General features: G+C 33.3%; 17 protein-coding genes and 2 pseudogenes (2 of these 19 running past the window's edge). 15 read left to right on the top strand and 4 right to left on the bottom strand.

All coding sequences use genetic code 11. The features are described from left to right. From A2255_08610 to A2255_08580, 7 genes and pseudogenes are all read left to right on the top strand, one after another. Positions 1 to 18: pseudogene (locus tag A2255_08610) on the top strand (hypothetical protein) (it extends 897 nt beyond the left edge of the window). Positions 19 to 34: 16 nt separating this feature from the next. Further along, on the top strand, positions 35 to 526 hold the full coding sequence (locus tag A2255_08605; protein OGI17624.1) for a hypothetical protein: 492 nt from the start codon (positions 35 to 37) through the stop codon (positions 524 to 526). A gap of 18 nt (positions 527 to 544) precedes the next feature. Then, positions 545 to 1,129: a hypothetical protein gene (locus A2255_08600; GenBank protein ID OGI17623.1), complete on the top strand. Its 585-nt coding sequence runs from the start codon at positions 545 to 547 to the stop codon at positions 1,127 to 1,129. A gap of 26 nt (positions 1,130 to 1,155) precedes the next feature. Then, a complete protein-coding gene (locus A2255_08595; GenBank protein ID OGI17622.1) occupies positions 1,156 to 1,467 on the top strand; it encodes an NADH-quinone oxidoreductase subunit K in 312 nt (103 codons plus the stop codon). A gap of 6 nt (positions 1,468 to 1,473) precedes the next feature. Beyond that, positions 1,474 to 3,399: an NADH-quinone oxidoreductase subunit L gene (locus A2255_08590; GenBank protein ID OGI17621.1), complete on the top strand. Its 1,926-nt coding sequence runs from the start codon at positions 1,474 to 1,476 to the stop codon at positions 3,397 to 3,399. Positions 3,400 to 3,410: 11 nt separating this feature from the next. Beyond that, the gene (locus A2255_08585; protein OGI17620.1) at positions 3,411 to 4,916 is read left to right on the top strand and encodes a hypothetical protein; all 1,506 of its coding nucleotides are present in this window, start codon (positions 3,411 to 3,413) and stop codon (positions 4,914 to 4,916) included. Between the two features lie 13 nt (positions 4,917 to 4,929). Next, a complete protein-coding gene (locus A2255_08580; GenBank protein OGI17619.1) occupies positions 4,930 to 6,408 on the top strand; it encodes a hypothetical protein in 1,479 nt (492 codons plus the stop codon). A gap of 61 nt (positions 6,409 to 6,469) precedes the next feature. On the opposite strand, the gene A2255_08575 is transcribed toward A2255_08580, so the two are convergent. After that, a complete protein-coding gene (locus A2255_08575; GenBank protein ID OGI17618.1) occupies positions 6,470 to 6,790 on the bottom strand; it encodes a hypothetical protein in 321 nt (106 codons plus the stop codon). A gap of 652 nt (positions 6,791 to 7,442) precedes the next feature. On the opposite strand from A2255_08575, the gene A2255_08570 reads away from it, so the two are divergent. Together A2255_08570 and A2255_08565 are read left to right on the top strand one after the other, a co-directional pair. Continuing rightward, the gene (locus A2255_08570; protein ID OGI17617.1) at positions 7,443 to 8,312 is read left to right on the top strand and encodes a 4-hydroxy-3-methylbut-2-enyl diphosphate reductase; all 870 of its coding nucleotides are present in this window, start codon (positions 7,443 to 7,445) and stop codon (positions 8,310 to 8,312) included. A 5-nt stretch (positions 8,313 to 8,317) separates the two neighbouring features. Then, positions 8,318 to 9,442 carry a hypothetical protein gene (locus tag A2255_08565; protein ID OGI17616.1) on the top strand — a complete coding sequence of 375 codons (1,125 nt, stop codon included), beginning with the start codon at positions 8,318 to 8,320 and terminating at the stop codon, positions 9,440 to 9,442. 43 nt (positions 9,443 to 9,485) lie between these two features. On the opposite strand, the gene A2255_08560 is transcribed toward A2255_08565, so the two are convergent. The 3 genes from A2255_08560 to A2255_08550 form a co-directional block, all read right to left on the bottom strand. Next, positions 9,486 to 10,526 (bottom strand): hypothetical protein, encoded by a 1,041-nt coding sequence (locus A2255_08560; GenBank protein OGI17615.1) that lies wholly within the window; start codon positions 10,524 to 10,526, stop codon positions 9,486 to 9,488. Then, positions 10,523 to 11,536, bottom strand: coding sequence for a hypothetical protein (locus A2255_08555; protein OGI17614.1), 1,014 nt, complete (start codon positions 11,534 to 11,536; stop codon positions 10,523 to 10,525). Before A2255_08555 ends, A2255_08560 begins: the two co-directional genes overlap by 4 nt. A gap of 431 nt (positions 11,537 to 11,967) precedes the next feature. After that, the gene (locus A2255_08550; protein ID OGI17613.1) at positions 11,968 to 13,692 is read right to left on the bottom strand and encodes a GTPase HflX; all 1,725 of its coding nucleotides are present in this window, start codon (positions 13,690 to 13,692) and stop codon (positions 11,968 to 11,970) included. 257 nt (positions 13,693 to 13,949) lie between these two features. On the opposite strand from A2255_08550, the gene A2255_08545 reads away from it, so the two are divergent. The 6 genes and pseudogenes from A2255_08545 to A2255_08520 all read left to right on the top strand — a co-directional run. Beyond that, entirely contained in the window at positions 13,950 to 14,231 is a 282-nt protein-coding gene (locus A2255_08545; protein OGI17612.1) for a hypothetical protein, read from the top strand. 197 nt (positions 14,232 to 14,428) lie between these two features. After that, positions 14,429 to 14,749 (top strand): hypothetical protein, encoded by a 321-nt coding sequence (locus A2255_08540; GenBank protein ID OGI17611.1) that lies wholly within the window; start codon positions 14,429 to 14,431, stop codon positions 14,747 to 14,749. A 95-nt stretch (positions 14,750 to 14,844) separates the two neighbouring features. Continuing rightward, entirely contained in the window at positions 14,845 to 16,308 is a 1,464-nt protein-coding gene (locus A2255_08535; protein ID OGI17610.1) for an IMP dehydrogenase, read from the top strand. Between the two features lie 30 nt (positions 16,309 to 16,338). Beyond that, positions 16,339 to 17,892 carry a glutamine-hydrolyzing GMP synthase gene (locus A2255_08530; GenBank protein OGI17609.1) on the top strand — a complete coding sequence of 518 codons (1,554 nt, stop codon included), beginning with the start codon at positions 16,339 to 16,341 and terminating at the stop codon, positions 17,890 to 17,892. 66 nt (positions 17,893 to 17,958) lie between these two features. Continuing rightward, positions 17,959 to 19,116, top strand: coding sequence for a hypothetical protein (locus tag A2255_08525; GenBank protein OGI17608.1), 1,158 nt, complete (start codon positions 17,959 to 17,961; stop codon positions 19,114 to 19,116). Positions 19,117 to 19,164: 48 nt separating this feature from the next. Then, positions 19,165 to 19,526 (top strand): annotated as a pseudogene (locus A2255_08520) (methylenetetrahydrofolate--tRNA-(uracil(54)-C(5))-methyltransferase (FADH(2)-oxidizing) TrmFO) (it continues 955 nt past the right edge of the window).

Below are 19,526 nucleotides of genomic sequence, written 5' to 3'. Positions count from 1 at the left end.
CAGACATATATTTCCTAATTAGGTGAATAATATTATGGTAAAAAATATGAGTGATAATATCTTAATCAAGACTATAAGCGGTGTAACAGAAATTGCAAGAGGAATGTACACCATTGCAAAACATGCTTTCAGACCTGCAATAACTCTTGAATATCCTGAAAAAAAACCTGAATTGAATTCAAGATACCATGGACGTCTTGCATTAACACGTAATCCTGATGGAACAGAAATGTGCACAGGCTGCAAATGCTGTACTAAAGTTTGTCCTTGTGGTGATTTAATTCACGTTGAAACACAGAAAGATGAAAACAATAAACAAGTAGTTACCAAGTTCACAGTGGACATTGGCCGTTGTATATTCTGTGGCAACTGCACGGAAGCTTGTCCAAAAGGTGCTTTAATTATGACTAATGAGTTTGAATTAGCAGATTATTCCAGAGAAGCTCTGGTTTATGATAAAAAAAGACTTTTGTTGTCTGTAGAAGAATCAAACAAATGGAGCGAAATGCTCGAAAAAGATGCTTAGGGAGTCAAAAAGAATATTATGGACATAATTTATACTTTATTTTTTCTGATCATATCTTTAGTTTTAATGGTCTCGGCTTTGGGAGTTATATTTTCAAGAAGTATAGTATATTCAGCAGTATCATTAATAGTAACATTTTTATCTGTAGCAGGAATATTTGTATTATTAAATGCTGATTTTGTTGCAATATCACAAATAATCATCTATGGAGTAGGAATAACAATTGTATTAATATTCGCAATAATGCTTACCAGCAAAGAATCAGACATAAAATTATGGATAGTAAAAGCGCCACGAACGTTGTTTGCACTTTTAATTAGCGGCTGCATATTTCTTGGAATTTCATTTGCTATAACAAATGGTTTTAAACAATTTAGTGAAAAAACTGGAATATTCAACGTACAAGCACAAAATATTGAAGCTGTTAAAACAATTAAAGCAGAAGGCACCGCTGGAATAATAGGTAAGGCTTTATTCACAAAATATATTTTGCCTTTTGAAGTTTTATCACTGTTACTCTTAGCTGCAATATTAGGTGCTGTAGTAATAGCAAGAAAAGATGAAGACAATCTGGTCAACCCAACGACTGAGCTTAAAGAATAAAAAACGATTTTGAGTGGAGTAGAGTTATGGTAATCGGTTTAACACACTATTTAATACTAGGAGCAATGCTATTTTGTATTGGAATACTTGGACTAATTACATCCAGAAATGTAATTAAGGTTTTAATGTCCATAGAAATTTTACTCAATGCTGTTAATATAAATTTTGTCGCTTTTGCAAATTACTCTGACCTTAGTGAATTAAAAGGTCAGATTTTTGCTATTTTTGTTATGGCAATTGCTGCGGCTGAAGCAGCTTTAGGCTTGGCAATTTTAATTGCATTGTATAGAAATAAGCCTACGGTAGACGTTGAAGAGTATAAAATGTTAAAAGGATAGTCTAATATGAACTTCTTTGTCGAAAATGCCTGGATAATAGCTGCCCTTCCTTTATGGGTCTTTCTAATTATCGTATTTGGGCAGAATCTGGCAGTTTATGAAAATAGAAAAATAAGCACATTGCTTACAGTTGGAGCGACTGGTATAGGATTAATATTCTCCAGTTTTATTCTTGCCTGGAGTTTAGCGCATACTGGCGCAACTTATGAACATAATTTCATCTGGTTACGTGCAGGGGATATTAATCTTTCTGTAGGATGGCTGATAGATAATTTATCAGCAATGATGCTTATGGTAGTAACATCAGTAAGTATACTAATACAAATTTATTCCTACAATTATATGCATGATGATGAAGGATTTCATAGATTTTTTGCATATTTAGCATTATTTAACTTCTCAATGCTAGGATTAGTATTAAGTACCAACTTATTTCAAATATACATTTTCTGGGAATTAGTCGGAGTCTCAAGTTATTTATTAATAGGCTTCTGGTATAGAAGACCCTCAGCAGCTGATGCTGCAAAAAAAGCATTTATAATGAATAGGATTGGGGATTTTGGCCTATTAATCGGAATTATAGCGTTTTTATTTTTCTCACTTAACTGGTGGGCTACTAATAATGAGGTATATTTAAGCTTTACATCGCTTGCACCAGCTGCAGAGCAAGTTTTAAAGGCAGCCGGACCAGTTATATTCGGGCTAATTGCATTTGCTATATTCTTGGGCCCAGTCGCAAAAAGTGCACAATTTCCACTTCATACCTGGTTACCTGATGCAATGGAAGGTCCTACTCCAATAAGTGCGTTAATTCACGCTGCAACAATGGTAGCAGCAGGTGTTTATTTAATCGCAAGGGCTTATCCTATATTTGAATTATCACCGACTATAATGAATATCATAGCCTGGACAGGCGCAATCACTGCATTTATAACTGCTACTATTGCAATAACTCAAGTTGATTTAAAAAGAGTACTTGCATATTCAACTTGTAGCCAATTAGGATATATGGTTCTAGCTATGGGAGTCGGTGCATACTCAGCAGGGCTCTTCCATCTTATGACACATGCTTACTTTAAAGCAATGTTATTCTTATGTTCAGGTGCTGTAATTCACGGATTAACTGATCAGCAAGATATGAGATATATGGGTGGATTAAGAAAGCATATGCCCGTTGTTGCATATACATATTTAATCGGAACACTGGCAATATCAGGCATCTTTCTTAGCGGATTCTGGTCAAAAGATGAAATATTTATCGGCATAGCTGAACATAATAAGTGGCTTTTATTTATTATCGCCCTTGTTATAGCTGGTATGACCTCATTCTATATGTTTAGAAGCTACTTTATGACTTTTGAAGGTGAATATAGAGGGCATGCTCATCCTCATAAAGTATCACCAATTATGTATGTACCACTGATAATTCTTGCCATTCCATCAGCAATTATAGGTTTTGTATTAAGTGGTAAACTCCATGGAATAATGTCTTTTGATCAATTCATAAGTCCTATACATCGAGTAGCAGGACATCCAGAAGGGTTATTTATTCCTATAATATCACTATTAGTTGCATTAATAGGATTTACTATTGCAGCAGTACTGTACTGGGATAGAGTTAAAATTAAAATTGATTTAGATAAGTTAACAGCTAAGCTCAGACCAGCCTATAACTTATCATTTAATAAATGGTACATTGACGATGCATACTATGCATTTGTAAGAAGCGCTTTTGTACCAATATCAAGATTAATGTCTTGGTTTGATAAAAATATTATAGATGGAATTGTTAATTTTACTGCATATGTAACAAGTTCAATAGGTTCAATATTAAGACTACTACAAAATGGTAACGTGGAAACTTATGCCACTATTTTGTTTGGTGGTATTACATTAATAACAATATCGCTTTTAGTTCAATGGTTATTCTGATGAGGTAAAATATGAGCTTATTATCACTAACAATATTAGTATTAGCACCATTAATAGCGGCAATTATAATTGGTGGACCATGGTTTCCAAATCATGAAGTAGCAATTAGACGATTTGCTAAAGGATACGCAGGATTCTTATTCATATATTCACTATTTTTTCTGGTATTTTTTAATCCTACACAATCCGGATATCAGTTTTTAGAATCATTTAACTGGATACAGCCTATTGGAATTAAATTTTCTTTAGGATTAGACGGATTATCTCTAATATTAGTTATATTAACTACATTTTTAGTCCTTTTAGCCTGTATTGCAAGTAAGTTTAATATCACTAAAAAGCATAAACTTTACTACTCATTGATATTTATATTAACTAGTGCAATATTAGGTGTATTCGCATCTAAAGACTTATTTTTATTTTTCTTGTTCTGGGAACTTGAACTTATTCCGATGTATCTATTGATTGCAATTTGGGGATCTGGAAGAAAAGAATACTCAGCAATTAAATTTGTTCTTTATACATTCCTCGGTAGTATCTTTATGTTAGCCTCAATATTGGCAGTTTACTTTTACCATTATAATCAAACTGGGGTATTAACATTTGATTTAGGAATTTTAGCAGCCCCAAAAGCTTATACATACCCATTAACCTTTGAGATATTAGCATTTCTGGGTTTCTTTATTGCATTTGCGGTAAAATTGCCTGTAGTGCCATTTCACACATGGCTCCCTGATGCGCACGTTGATGCACCAACACCCATAAGTATGCTACTTGCTGGAATACTCCTGAAAATGGGAGGATACGGATTAATCAGGATGAATTTACAGATTTTACCTGAGGCTATCAAAGTTTTAGCCCCTATATTAGTAGTTTTAGGGGTTATTAATATAATTTACGCTGCACTTATAGCATTAGTACAGGAAGATCTCAAAAAACTAGTTGCTTATAGTAGTATCAGTCACATGGGAATTGTACTTTTAGGCCTAGGGGCACTAAATATAGCCGGAGTATCAGGAGCAGTTTTTCAAATGATTGCTCACGGAGTAATAAGTGCGGGACTCTTTATGATTGTCGGAGTTATTTATCTTAGAACTCATACAAGAATCATATCTGAGCTTGGTGGCTTAGGTTATGTTGCACCAAGAATATTTTACTTTTCAATGATTATTGCCCTGGCAAGTTTGGGATTACCGTTATTAATCGGATTTGCAGCAGAAACACTGACATTTTACGGCGCATTTATATCCAGATCTTTTGCTGGCATACAAGTATTAACTATAATTGCTGCTATAGGAGTTATACTGACTGCAGCCTATCTTCTTTGGATGCTGCAAAGAGTATTCTTTGGAACTATGTTTGAAAAATGGAAATCAGTTCACGATATAACACCACACGAAATAGTAATATTATTATCATTAGTCCTTGTAATAACTGTATTTGGCTTATTCCCAAGAGGATTAACAAATATCTTTATTCCAACAATAAATAGTATCATTAGTAATATTTTGGCTTAAACAGGAGTGAAAAATGGACCTATTATTAGATATAAGATATGCATTACTCCCTGAAGCAATAATAAGTCTACTTATTATTGCTTGTACCGTATTAACTTTTACATTACCTAATAAAAAACAAAATATCATCTATATTGTAAGCTCATTAGGGGCACTCTTAGCATTAATTTCTTTTAGTTATATGCCATTTTTTGCCGAAATTAATGCATTATGGAATAATTTCACATCTAATACATTCACTATACTTTTTAGAATACTAATCCTAATTGGAACCATAATAACTATACAAATGTCTAAGAAATATGTATCAGGATATGGCAATAGTATAGGGGAATTTTACACTCTTATTCTAATTGCAGCGCTAGGAGCAATGTTATTAGCCGGAGCAAGTGATCTTATTATGCTTTTTGTAGCATTGGAAACACTAAGTTTATCCTGCTTCGCTCTTAGTGGTTATACAAAACTTGATAAACTTAGTAATGAAGCTGCTTTAAAATATTTGGTTATTGGCGCAGCTTCTAGTGCTGTACTGCTTTATGGTTTTTCGTTTATTTATGGAATAACAGGAGAAACAAACTTTGTCACCATATCTAATTATTTGTCTGGATACAACGCAAATGCTGTCTTAATAATAGGATTTTTACTTGTTTTAGGTGGACTAGGATACAAGCTAGCTGCAGTACCCTTCCATACTTGGGCTCCAGATGTATATCAGGGAGCACCCATTCCAGTAGCAGCATTCCTTTCGGTTGTATCAAAAATAGCAGGATTTGCTGTTATTATAAGAACTTTAACGATATTCCTGGGAATAATACCGATATGGAGTCTCAGTATAGCAGTTATTGCCATACTCACAATGACGATAGGTAACCTAATAGCAATAAACCAGTCCAATATCAAAAGACTTATGGCTTACAGTTCTATCGCACAAGCTGGTTATATACTTGTAGGACTAGCTATTGCCACACAAGCCGGCATTTCAAGCATGATTTTTTACTTAATTGCATATTTATTTACTAATTTTGGCACCTGGACTGCAATAGAAATACATATTAACCATACAGGAAAAGACTCTATTGAAGCATTTAACGGGTTAGCTTTTAAGCAGCCTGTTTTAGCTGCAGGATTAACTATTTGCTTATTATCACTTGCAGGTATCCCAATTACAGCAGGCTTCTTTGCAAAGTTTTATCTATTCCAAGCAGTCGCTCTCGCTGGTTTTCAATATACCTGGTTATTAATAATAGCTTTAATTAACACAGCAATAGCTGTTTATTATTATTTAAAGATTGTAAAAGCCATGTTCTTAAGACCAACTCAAGAACTTTCTCAGGAACCTGTAATTTCCCCTTCTAAAACTTTAAATATTGTTCTTGGTTTTACAGTTACTGCTGTAATTTTAATAGGCGTTTTGGCATCTCCATTTATCTCTTTATCAGAATTAAGCGCAATTAAGATTGACTTATCTTCAGCACTAAGTTTTATACAATAATAAAGAAATATGATTTTAGAGCCGCTGTGATTCACAGCGGCTCTAACTTAATTTACAAATTTTACTCTTCAGAAGTGCCAAATTCATTTAAATATAAGGTAGGATCTTTTTCATAAATCAAATTCCTCAAAAAAGCAGAAGGTTTTTGAGGCAAATGCCATGTTCCAATCTTATATCTAGTATCAACCACTGGAAGTTCTTTATTTTCTGCACGAAATTTCTGTATTTCAACTAACCTAATGGCATCTTTAGAATGTCCCTGATTTTGAAGATAACTTGCAGAATAAAAATCATCGGGTGCATTTGCAGCATTTACACTTAAATTACTAATTAAAACTATTGATAAAATAAGATAAATTTTTTTCAATTTTCCTCTAAACACTTAATTCCAGCCTCCTGAGGATAAATTTAACTTTGTATTAAAGCTATATTCATAATTATTTTAAATTATATAAGATATACTACAAAATAAGAATCATCCATAAGTTGCATTAAAACCAGTAAACTAGTTAAATAAAATAATCACAATAAAACTAGTAGATTGACACCCTAATTTAAGAAGAGTTAGTATATCCCTTCCGTCGCTGCTGTTTCAACAAATTGACATGAAACAAAGGCTCCTACAGACTAACTCACAAGTATCTACAACTTTTGTGCCAGAGTAATAGTAGGATGTCCTATAAGCTCAGGAGGGTATGTTATTGCAGGCTTATTTTCAATATTAAGTATGCAATAAATAGAAACTCCAATTTAACGGGGTAACAATATTTTTCACGTATATAATTTTAAAATGTACAAACATACTTAAAGTTTTTTCTTAAATTCTTTTTTTACAAAATATAACTGAACATAATCTGAATAGAACGACATATACAAAAGATTTACCAGATTTAAGCAACAAAGCTCAGCAAAAAATTGTTTGAAATTTAATTTTTCGCATGATATAAGCTATATTATGGAAATGCATTATAAATAGTTTATTCTAATTAATGTTCTTTCTAAATCTATAGAACAGGAGCTGAACCACTCTGAAATTGGTTTCAAAAAATGTTAAATTAGCTAATCATGCTGGTTTTTGCTACGGGGTAAAAAGAGCTGTAGACTTATCAGTCAAGATCAAGGAAGATAATCCCAGTACTCCAGTTTATATATTAGGTCAGTTAATTCATAATACTCAGGTAATCGAATATCTGAGTAGTATTGGCATTCATACTATTGAAACTATACCTGAAAAGTTAAATGGAATATGCATAATAAGAACTCATGGAGTAACTCCCCAAACTATACAGGAGCTTGAACAAAAAGAATGCCAGATAATTGATGCGACTTGTCCTGATGTAAAGAGAGTTCAAAATAAAGCCAGATCCCTAGCAGAAGAAGGCTATAAAGTTATTATAATAGGAAAACCGGATCACCCCGAGGTTATTGCAATAAAGGCTCACGCAGATTTATGTTCAGAAAATGAAGCTATTGTGATATCTTCAGAAGAGGAGGTAGAGAAATATCTTAGTACAATTAAAAAGTCAAAAAAAATTGGCATTGTAATTCAAACAACACAGACACATGGTAATTTTAAGAAAATTTTACCTATTATTGCTGAATATTCTACAGAATTAAAAGTCTATAATACTATATGTTCAGCAACATTTAAAAGACAACAAGAAGCAATGACACTTGCAAAAGAAGTTGAACTTATGATAATAGTTGGAAGTAAATCAAGTGCTAATACTACTCATCTGGCAGAGATTGTAAGTCAAATAAAAAAAACTATACATATAGAAACAGAAAAAGAACTGGATACCTATAAGGATTTAATTAATATAACTAGCAAAATAGGCATTACGGCAGGTGCATCTACTCCAGGATTTATAATCGATCAAGTTATTGAAAGAATAGGAGAATAAAAACAGTGATTAAAGCTCTTGACAAAATTGAATCAGGCAATTTAACGGAATTCGAAAAACTTTTAATGGAATCTTTTGACTACAACTTCAAGGTTGCTGAGGTAGTACTAGGGGTAATAGTAAAAATCGAAAAAAGTCAGTTACTCGTTGACATTGGTGGCAAGACTGAAGCTTGTGTTCCTTTCAAAGAAATCTCAAATCTCCCGTTTGAAAATCCGGAAGAAATAGTATCTGTTGGAGAAAAGAAAGAATTCTACATCCTCAGAGAAGAAAATGAAGATGGACAATTAACTTTATCATTAAAGAGAGTTTCTCAAGCCAGAAGCTGGTCCCAACTTGAAGAACTTCGTCAAAAAGATGAAACTATTGAAACAAAAGTTATATCATTAGTTAAAGGCGGCGTATTAGTAAAAGTTCTTGGTCTAAGAGGCTTCATTCCTTCCAGCCAATTAAGAACCGGCACTCCTCACGACGGGCTTATCGGTATGGATATTCCAGCTAAAATATTAGAAGCTGATCCAAAGAGAAATAAATTAATTCTTAGCCAAAGATTGGCTCTGGCTGAAGAAAGAGAAAAAGTTGTAGAAAAGGTAATTGCAAACCTCGAGGTTGATCAGATAGTCGAAGGTGAAGTAGTTAGAATCGCAGATTTCGGTGCATTCATTGACATTAAAGGCATTGACGGATTACTTCCAATTTCTGAAATGTCCTGGCAACGTGTAAAACATCCTTCTGATATCTTAGCTTTAGGTCAATCTGTTACAGTTAAGGTTCTAAAAATTGATACTGAGCTCAATAGAATTAGCTTAAGCCTCAAGAGAATGGAAGAAAATCCATGGGTAAAAATTGAGGGTAAATTTGAAGAAGGACAGATTGTTAAAGGTATAGTTAATAAAATCACTAACTTTGGTGCATTTATTGATATATTCCCTGGAGTAGAAGCTTTACTTCCTGCAGCTGAAATGTCTGATGAGCAAAATATAAATCCATTCAACGAATTAACAGTTGGTCAGGAAATTGAAGTATTAATTAAAAGATTCACTCCACAAGAACACAGAATCGGATTGAGTATTAGAGACCTCAAAAATACTGCTAAAGAAAAAGTTCAAGAAGAAATAACTGTAAGTTAATTACAAATAATAAACATAAAAAAAGAGGCTTTTGCCTCTTTTTTTATGTTCTTAATGCAACTTTTATAGCTTTACCTTCCTGATGGAGTTTAATTGCATCATCTATCTGAGAAATATGCATTTTATGAGTAATTAATTGTTTAACATCGACAAGACCTTCACTTATCAACCTTAGCGCTTCACGCACATGATAAGGAGTATGATGAAAAATACTTATAATTTTAATTTCATCATAATGAATTCGTCTTGTATCAAGTTCAATTTTAGTTCCAGACTTGCATCCTCCAAAGAAGTGAACGGTTCCACCTCTTCTGGTAAGATCTATTGCGGCTTCCCATAACTCAGGCAGACCAACCGCCTCAATTGCTAAATCCAGTCCTTTTCCTTCCGGAGTTAATGACATAATAACTTCTTTAGGATTAGAAACTTCTCGAAGATTTATAACTTCATCAGCTCCGCCAAATTCTTTAGCAAGTTTTAATTTAAGAGGATTTCTCCCACATGCTATAACCCTTGCACCTTTTAATTTAGCAAGTCTGACAAACATAAGCCCAATAGGCCCAAGTCCAACAATTCCAACAGTTGACCCAGGAATAATATCGGATTTTTCTGCTCCATGTACTACATTAGCAAGTGGTTCAGTAAATGCAGCTTCTTCAAATGATAAATTGTCAGGAATTGTCAGCAAATTATGTTTTACAATTTGCGCCGGAATTTTTATGTAATCAGCATAAGCTCCATTTAAAAGATTCAAATTTTCACACAAATTATATCTTTGTATTCTACAGTAATAACAATTATCGCAGGGAGCAGAATTAGCAGCAACGACACGCTGTCCTATCTTAAAATCTGTCACCTCGCTGCCTACTTTGTCGATTATACCTGCAAATTCATGCCCAAAACCTGAAGGTACTGTCTTGATTAAAAGAGGATGACCCCTTTTATAAGTTTTAATATCAGTCCCACAAGTAAGTGCCGTTTCAACTTTAACTAAAACCTCTCCAACTTCTAAATCAGGAACATCAATTTCTTTATACTTAACAACTCCCGGTTCATAAAAGAGTACTGCATTCATTGTTGTCATAGCTTAATATACGCCTTAATTATTTTATTTGTTACCGTGTCATTAATTGCTTCATCTATTTTATTTAAATCGTAAGCCGTAGTAAAATTGCCTACTTTAATTATATTATTTTTCAGAAGATTTAACGAATCGCACAAATCCTGTGGAGAGGGAGAATAGCTGCCCATTATTGTTAATTCTCTATAATAAATGTCATTATTGGCAAACACTCCTTCTTCAGAAGGAACACTGGCAAATACAACTACCACTCCTCCATCTATTACTAAACTTACAGCTAAAGGTATCGTACTTAAACTACCGGAAGTAAGAAATACCTTATCTGCACCTATATGGTTAGTTTTCAACATATAAAGATTTCTGGTTTCTTCAAGAGTTGTATATTTATAAGCCTCATCAAATCCCAGCTCAAGTGCCAAAGAAATTCTTTCATCTAATAAATCACATCCTGCAACTCTGGCACCATAATGCTTTGCCAGTTGTCCCATAATTAAACCAATAGAGCCAAGACCAATGATAAATACATTATCGCCAACACCGATATTTGCTCTTTTAATAGCTCTTAAGCAACATGCCACAGGCTCAGTAAAAGACGCCTCTATATCTGATAATTCACCATTAATTTTAAAAATAGTACTATCTAAATGAGCAGCTGATACATAAATATACTCGGCAAACCCGCCAGGAATTATGTTAGACTCCTTAAAATTCCTGCACATTGAATAACTTTCATTTTTACAATATCTACATTGAAAACAAGGAACATGATGTCCAAGTACTACTTTATCACCAACCTTGAAATTCTCATTTTCTGTTCTTAATTCTACAATTTCGCCTACTACTTCATGCCCTAAAACAGTGCCTGTTGGAACAAGATCTTCTTTATATTTCACAATATCTGAACCACAAAGCCCACAACCGCGCACTTTTATAATAGCCCCATTATCGGTTAATACAGGCCTATTTATATCAACAACCTCGACTTTTTTTTGTTTATAAACAGCTGCTTTCAATTTTCAAAAAACTCCTGAATTAGACAACGATAAAAACACTCATATTCTAAGCAACCCTATTTTACTGCGAAGAAATTTCAATTTAAAGATACAAATGTGGAACAAAAATATTAATTTTGAACTAAGAAATTATCCAGAAAATAAAAAATATACAGCATTAATCAAAAAAACACCCATTGTCATTGCGAAGATTCCGAAGGAATCTGTGGCAATCTATCTATTTTACTATTAAAAGCTATTATTCAGAATTGGAAAGATCAGCACGGTGATACAGTCACCTTTTTTAAATTCATTAATCTTGGTAATTAGACTATGATTGATGACTAATGATAGTGCACTTCGTGATGGCATTGCGTATTATTAGAAGGATTGATGACTGAGAAGAGTGGCTTAGCCACCTCGTGATGACATATGAAAAAATGTGTAAATATTTACGTCCTTAACTCAGGAGTTTTTTGCTCAGCAAGGATTTGCTGAATTTTAATCAACAGTTTTCCAAATCCTTTTCTGTTGAGAGCTGAAATAGTAACAGGATTAGGAACTTTATCAAGCAATTCATCAAGAACACTTTCATCCTTAATAAGATCAGACTTATTAATTACAGTAATTATAGGCTTATCATAAGCATTTAACTCTACTAAAATTTCATAAACAGTATCTATATGTTCATTACATGCCGGATGAATCGGATCAATCACATGCACTATCACATCAGCCTGTGAAGTTTCTTCTAATGTTGCTCTAAATGCAGCAACAAGAGAAGTCGGTAACCTTTGTATAAAACCAACTGTATCTGTTAATAGGGCAGTAGATAAATCGGGAAGCTTAATTTTTCTGATAGTAGGATCTAAAGTAGCAAAAAGTTTATTCTCGACAAGCACATCAGAATCTGATAAAGCGTTTAACAATGTGGATTTACCTACATTTGTATATCCGACTATAGAAACAACAGGAACCTTATTAGCTTGTCTCTGACGTCTTTGATAATTCCTCTGGGCTTTTATCTGTTCTACTTCTGCTTCAAGAATATTGATTTTTTCTCTAATTCTACGTCTATCAATTTCCAGCTTAGTTTCACCAGGGCCCCTGGTAGCAATTCCACCACCAATTCCTCCGCCACCTTGCCTGCTTAATGATAAACCTGCTCCAACAAGGCGTGGATATAAATATTTTAACTGAGCAAGTTCTACCTGAAGTTTTCCTTCTCTGGTTTTAGCTCTTTGAGCAAAAATATCAAGAATTAATTCGGTTCTATCTATAGTCTTGACTCCGATAATATCTTCTAAAGTCTTCTGCTGCCTTGGTAAAAGTTCATCATCAATAATTACGATATTAGCCGCTTTTTCCTGAACTAAAAGAGCTATTTCTTTGGCTTTTCCTGAACCAATATAAGTCGCAGAATCAGGAGTAGCTTTTTTCTGAACAACTTCTCCCAAAACTTCAGCTCCTGCTGTAATAGCTAGTTGACTAAGTTCAAATAAGGAGTCTTTTGTCTGAAAGTCACTTAGTTCCTGAGTCTGTAAACTAACTAATATAGCCCTTTCTTCATCTGAAGATATAATTAGACTATCACTTTTTGAAAACTCATATTCGATCTCTTCGAGTTGCTTTTCAAAATCTTCCAGACTTGCTTTTCTGACAGTAGTTGGACCTATAATTCTCCAGAGATTTCCTGCTTCATCCTTACCCGGCACTAAATGTGCAATTTCTATAGAATCAGCAAATTTAGGATTGTCTCCAAACTTTTTACTGAATTTACTTTCAGGATCAACCCCAATAGCAGCAATAGCATCAAATCTATAGCCTGCTAAAGCTGTTAAATCAAGTTTGCTTAATTTTGAACTACCATCAGGGTGAGTATGAATGCATCTGAGACCACATAATCGGGATATGCCTTCTCTTACATTTTTAAATTTGGGAAGACTTATACTACTAGCATCGCCAACAGTAATATTTATTATCTGTCCTCGTCTATTTATAATAATAGCGACTTCTTTGTTTATTTCATGACTAATTTCTGCTATCGTTTCAGCCAATTCAAATGTAATAATTTGATTAGCCTGAATCTTTTTTCTATACAATTTTTCTAATTGTGAAATCTGACTTTTTTTAAGACCAGTTAATTTGCCGTATACTTTAATAAAATAATCCTCCATCAAGTTGCCAGAATACCACCACCTGTACATTTTAGCATATTTATTACTATCTTATATTATTAGCTTAATAAATTTCTTTTATTTAATTTCACTTTTCTTACTAAACTTTCACATATTACTCATAAAATTCTAACAACCTTTATATAACATTAAACTATGAATACCTCTAATACTAAAAATAAAACAAAACAATATTTCCCATATAGCTCTCATATACTGATCGTTAAACAATTATTAAGACTGAGGAGGTTATTATCATGACCAACTCTATATCTCGCTTAATCCTACTAAAAAATAATATCCCGTTTCAGGGATATCGAAGCCCTGATCCCAGGACTATTATGATGTCAGATAAAAACACTATTAATAATTATATAAAAGCAGGGAAGGATGTTATTGGCCCAGATTTTGTTCTTGGAGAGAGAACACTCGCTGAACTTCTAGCTGATAAACTACAATCAACACTACATTCATTACTGGATCCGGAAGTACAAGAAGAAGCTAAAAAAATTAGAATAGGTTTAGATTTAGTAGCTTAAATTAGCCTAATTTAATTATAAATAGTATAATTTAGTATAGCCTTATATGTGGAATATAAGACAATATTAGATACTTCTTACTGTCAGGATTTAACAATACAAAATAAAACCAGACACAACAAATCTTATTTAACATTTATTTGCTAAAACTTTACACATTTGTAGTTTTAGTTAATACTATAAAAAAGGAATTCGATATGAATAAAGAAAAAAACCTGGAAGTCATAGAATCTCTTCAAAAAACCGTAGAACAGATGAAAATCGATGATATTGAGGAATCACCAGAATCAGCTTATGAAAGCTTTCAATGCCAGTGCTGCGGTGAAGAAAAGTTTCTTGCAGGATCAGTAACTTACAATGAACATCTACTTTGCAATGAATGCGTTCTAACCGCTGAAATATCATTTGCTCTAGATAAAATAAAAAATATCGATGAGCTGATTGCCTCAATGGAAGACAAACGCTTTGATAATGTCTACAACTCAATCTTTGAGCAAGACGACAATGCAAATAACTAAAATCCTCTAAATAAGAGGATTTTTTGTATAAAAATACACAAAAACTTAAATAAGTGTTATAAATATTAAATACTTTACAATAGTGGGAGTGGAATATGATCGACAACAAAATTATAGAAGGGCTGACATTTGATGATATCCTGCTTTTGCCTCAGGAATCTGATGTATTACCAAAAGACGTCAATATATCAACAAAATTAACACAATCGATAGATTTAAATATACCAATTATCAGTGCTGCAATGGATACTGTAACTGACTCAAGGCTTGCTATTAGCATTGCGCGAGAAGGTGGTTTAGGCATTATACATAAAAATATGTCTATAGAAGAGCAGGCGCTCGAAGTAGAAAAAGTAAAAAAATCCGAAAGCGGTATGATAGCAGACCCAATTACGATGGATCCTGAGCAAAAAATATATGAAGCTCTTGAAGTAATGAGGAAATTCTCTATTTCAGGACTCCCAATAACTAAAAATGGTAAGTTAGTGGGTATTTTAACAAACAGGGATTTAAGATTTGAAACCAATTTGGGACAAAAAATAGAAGATGTAATGACCAAAGAAAATTTGGTTACAGCTCCTGTTGGAACCCCTCTTGAAGAAGCTAAAAAACTATTACATAAAAATAAAATAGAAAAACTCCTTGTTATAAACGATAATTACGAACTAAAAGGCTTAATTACGATTAAGGATATTGAAAAAGCAATACAGTATCCTCATTCCTGTAAAGATAATTTAGGAAGACTAAGAACAGGTGCGGCAGTTGGCCCAGCAAATGATAGAGATGAAAGAATTCAAGCCTTACTTAACGTAGGGGTCGATGTTATTTGCATAGATACAGCGCACGGACATTCCCAAAATGTAGTAAACGCTGTTAGAGGAGTGAAACAAATATTTCCAAGCATACAATTAATTGCAGGAAATATTGCAACAGGAGAAGCAGCAGAAGCTCTAATTAAAGCGGGAGTTGATGCTATAAAAATTGGAGTAGGTCCAGGATCAATATGTACAACAAGAATTGTTAGCGGAGTTGGCGTACCTCAGGTTACTGCCATTATGGAATCTCAAAAAATCGCTAATAAGTATAACATCCCTATAATTGCAGATGGCGGTATCAAATATTCAGGTGATATTGTAAAAGCCTTAGCATTAGGTGCCTGCTCAGTAATGATTGGAAGCCTATTCGCAGGAACAGAAGAAAGCCCCGGAGAAACTATCCTTTATCAAGGAAGAAGTTATAAACTCTATCGTGGCATGGGATCAATCGGTGCTATGAAAAAAGGCAGCAAAGACAGATATTTCCAAAGCCATGAAGATAATGATGTAAAGCTTGTACCTGAAGGAATTGAAGGAAAAGTACCATATAGAGGCAGCTTATCATCAAGCATATATCAGCTTATTGGTGGCTTAAGATCAGGTATGGGGTACATTGGAGCAAAAAATTTACAGGAATTAAGAGAAAAATCCAGATTTGTAAAAATCACTCAGGCTGGACTAAAAGAAAGTCACGTACACGACGTAATTATAACCAAAGAAGCACCCAATTATAGACTGGATTAAATAGTAATTAGCGGACATGAGGATGGAATAATGCTGGAAGTAGGTAATTTAGATAAAATTCTTATTTTAGATTTTGGCTCTCAATATACACAACTAATTGCAAGAAGAATAAGAGAACAAAAAGTATATAGCGAAATTCACCCGTTTAATTACAGTTTAGAAGAAATAATAAAATTTAACCCAAAGGGAATAATCCTATCAGGCGGTCCATCAAGTGTATATGATCAGGATGCACCAATTTGCAGCAAAGAAATATTTTCTTTAGGTATTCCAGTATTAGGAATCTGCTACGGCATGCAGCTTATGTCTCACTTGTTAGGCGGTAAAGTTGGCTATTCTAACAAAAGAGAATATGGAAGAGCTGTTATTGAGATTAAAAATACTACCGGATTATTTGATAATATCGATGCATCTGAATTACCAGTCTGGATGAGTCATGGGGATAAAGTAGACCAGGTTCCAGATGGTTTTACCCAATTAGCATTGAGCAATAATACTCCTTTTGCTGCAATTGCTGATTATCAGAGAAAGCTATACGGGGTTCAATTCCATCCGGAAGTAGCACATACAAATAATGGAATAGAAATTTTAGGAAATTTCATATTTTCAACCTGCCAATGTGACTCAAATTGGAATATGAAAAGCTTTATTGAAACTCAAATTAAAGAAATTCGAGAAAAAGTTGGTGATAAAAATATAATTTGCGGCTTAAGCGGTGGCGTTGATTCATCAGTTGCAGCAGTCTTATTACATAAAGCCGTTGGCGATCAACTTAAATGTATTTTCGTCAATAATGGTGTATTAAGAGCAAATGAAGCAGAAAAAGTAGTCAATGTTTTTAGAAATAATTTTCACATAGACCTTATTTATGTAGATGCAGAAGAAAGATTTCTTAATGCTTTAAAAGATATTACTGATCCTGAGCAAAAACGTAAAACAATCGGATTTGAATTTATTAAAGTTTTTGAAGAAGAAGCTAAAAAGATCGAAAATGTAGAATTCTTAGCTCAAGGAACTTTGTATCCTGATGTAATTGAAAGCGTATCATTTAAAGGGCCTTCTGTAACTATTAAAAGCCATCATAATGTAGGCGGTTTACCGGAAAAAATGAATCTAAAGTTAGTTGAACCATTTAGAGAACTTTTTAAAGATGAAGTCAGATTAGTCGGAAAAGAACTTGATATTCCTCTTGAAATTATTAACAGACAACCATTTCCAGGGCCAGGTCTGGCTATAAGAATTATAGGTGAGATAACAAAAGAAAGACTTGAAATTCTCAGAAAAGCAGATACAATCGTGGTTGAAGAAATTAAAAAAGCCAATTTGTACGATAAAATCTGGCAGTCATTCGCAGTATTACTCCCAGTTAAGTCTGTGGGCGTAATGGGGGATGAAAGAACTTACGAAAACGTTGCAGCACTCAGAATTGTAGACAGCCTGGATGGCATGACAGCAGATTGGGTGAAAATTCCTTATGACTTGTTAGGATTGATTTCAAGTCGTATAATAAATGAAGTTGAAGGAATTAATAGAGTAGTTTATGATATTTCTTCTAAGCCCCCAAGTACAATTGAGTGGGAATAAAATATAAATTTATATTTTTCACAAAATAGTTATAATATTTACATTAAATTTTGAAGGAGTTCAAAATTGCGGTTAATTTCAGTCGAGGAAATATCAAGTTATAAGATTCTTCCTTTTGATCTATACAATGAAAATGAAGAGATAATTTTAAGAGCAGGAGAGGAAATCACTCCTGGTAAGTTGCTTAAGCTGAGATACGTTTCCTCCTTATATGCTGATGTCAGAGAAGAACTAGAAGAAGATGTCATCGAATATCAGGATGTAGAATCTGAAGAAGATATAATTGAAGAATCTACTGATGAAGATGAAATATATCTTGAAGAAATTCAGATAAAAGAACCAAAAAGACGAAAGTCTCAAACAAAACCCAAAGATCCTGAAAAAGAAAAATTAGCTCATGAATACGAAAAAAAGCTAGAAGAAACTAAACATAAACTAGATTATGAAGGAGGAGATGACGAACCAAAATCTTCTATCCCCTTTGAACATATAACATATGAAAATGAGTTAAGTTGTATACCTGTAAAATCTCAATTATCTATCAAGAATGATTATAAAAAAGCTATTAACACTGTGATTGGAGATAGTGCAGAAGACAGCAAAGATATTTATCTAGATGTAAGAGATCAAATAGTAGAAGAAACTTTGCTTACCATAGACGACCTGATATATAAATCACAGTTAAAAGTTTATGGAGAGTACAACTATACTCATGGTATTAACGTTGCTGTTTTAAGTACAGCTCTAGCTTATAAATTAAAACTTAATGATTCACAAATCAAAGATGTTGCATTGGCAGCAATGCTACACGATATTGGGAAACTAAAAATCCCAAAAGAAATTGTAGAAAAACAAGCTTTAACATCAAAAGAATCAAAATTAATCCAATTACACCCTCAAGTGGGATACAGAATACTAAAAAAAGAAATGAGATTATCGGAAAGTATAGCATTAGTTGCTCTTGAACATCACGAAAAAAATGATGGATCCGGTTATCCTTATGGAATATCGGGTGAGCAAATAAGCTTATATAGCCAAATAGTTATGATTTGCGATGTCTATGATAATTTAACCTCTAACCGAGGCCTCATAAAAGTCAAAAATTCGAAAGAAGCAATAAAAACATTACTTGATGGGGGTTCAAAATGGTTTACACCTTGGATTTTGTATACTTTTGTATATATGTCAAATTATAATGATACATTACCATTGGCACCACACTAAATTTAATATATATTAAATACAATTAATTAACTAGAAAACTTATAAAAATTGAAAATAATAGTAATAGGTGGAGGATTAGCCGGAACAGAGGCTGCCTTACAATTAGCCAAACAAGGCATAAAAGTTGATTTGTATGAAATGCGCCCTAACAAGGCTACAGGGGCTCATCATACGGAGAATTTGGGAGAATTAGTATGCAGCAATAGTCTTGGATCAAATGATATGGAAGTTGCAAGTGGACTATTAAAGCAGGAATTAAGAATTCTAGATTCTTTCTTAATGAATATTGCAGATAAATGCAGAGTTCCGGCAGGAAATGCCCTTGCTGTTGATAGAGAATTATTTGCTCAAGAAATCACAGAATTAATTAATTCAAACCCAAATATTAACGTGATTAGAGAAGAAATAAC

The sequence above is a fragment of the Candidatus Melainabacteria bacterium RIFOXYA2_FULL_32_9 genome (assembly GCA_001784615.1).
GTDB lineage: Bacteria > Cyanobacteriota > Vampirovibrionia > Gastranaerophilales > UBA9579 > UBA9579.
This window is presented reverse-complemented; position numbering and strand designations above follow the sequence as displayed.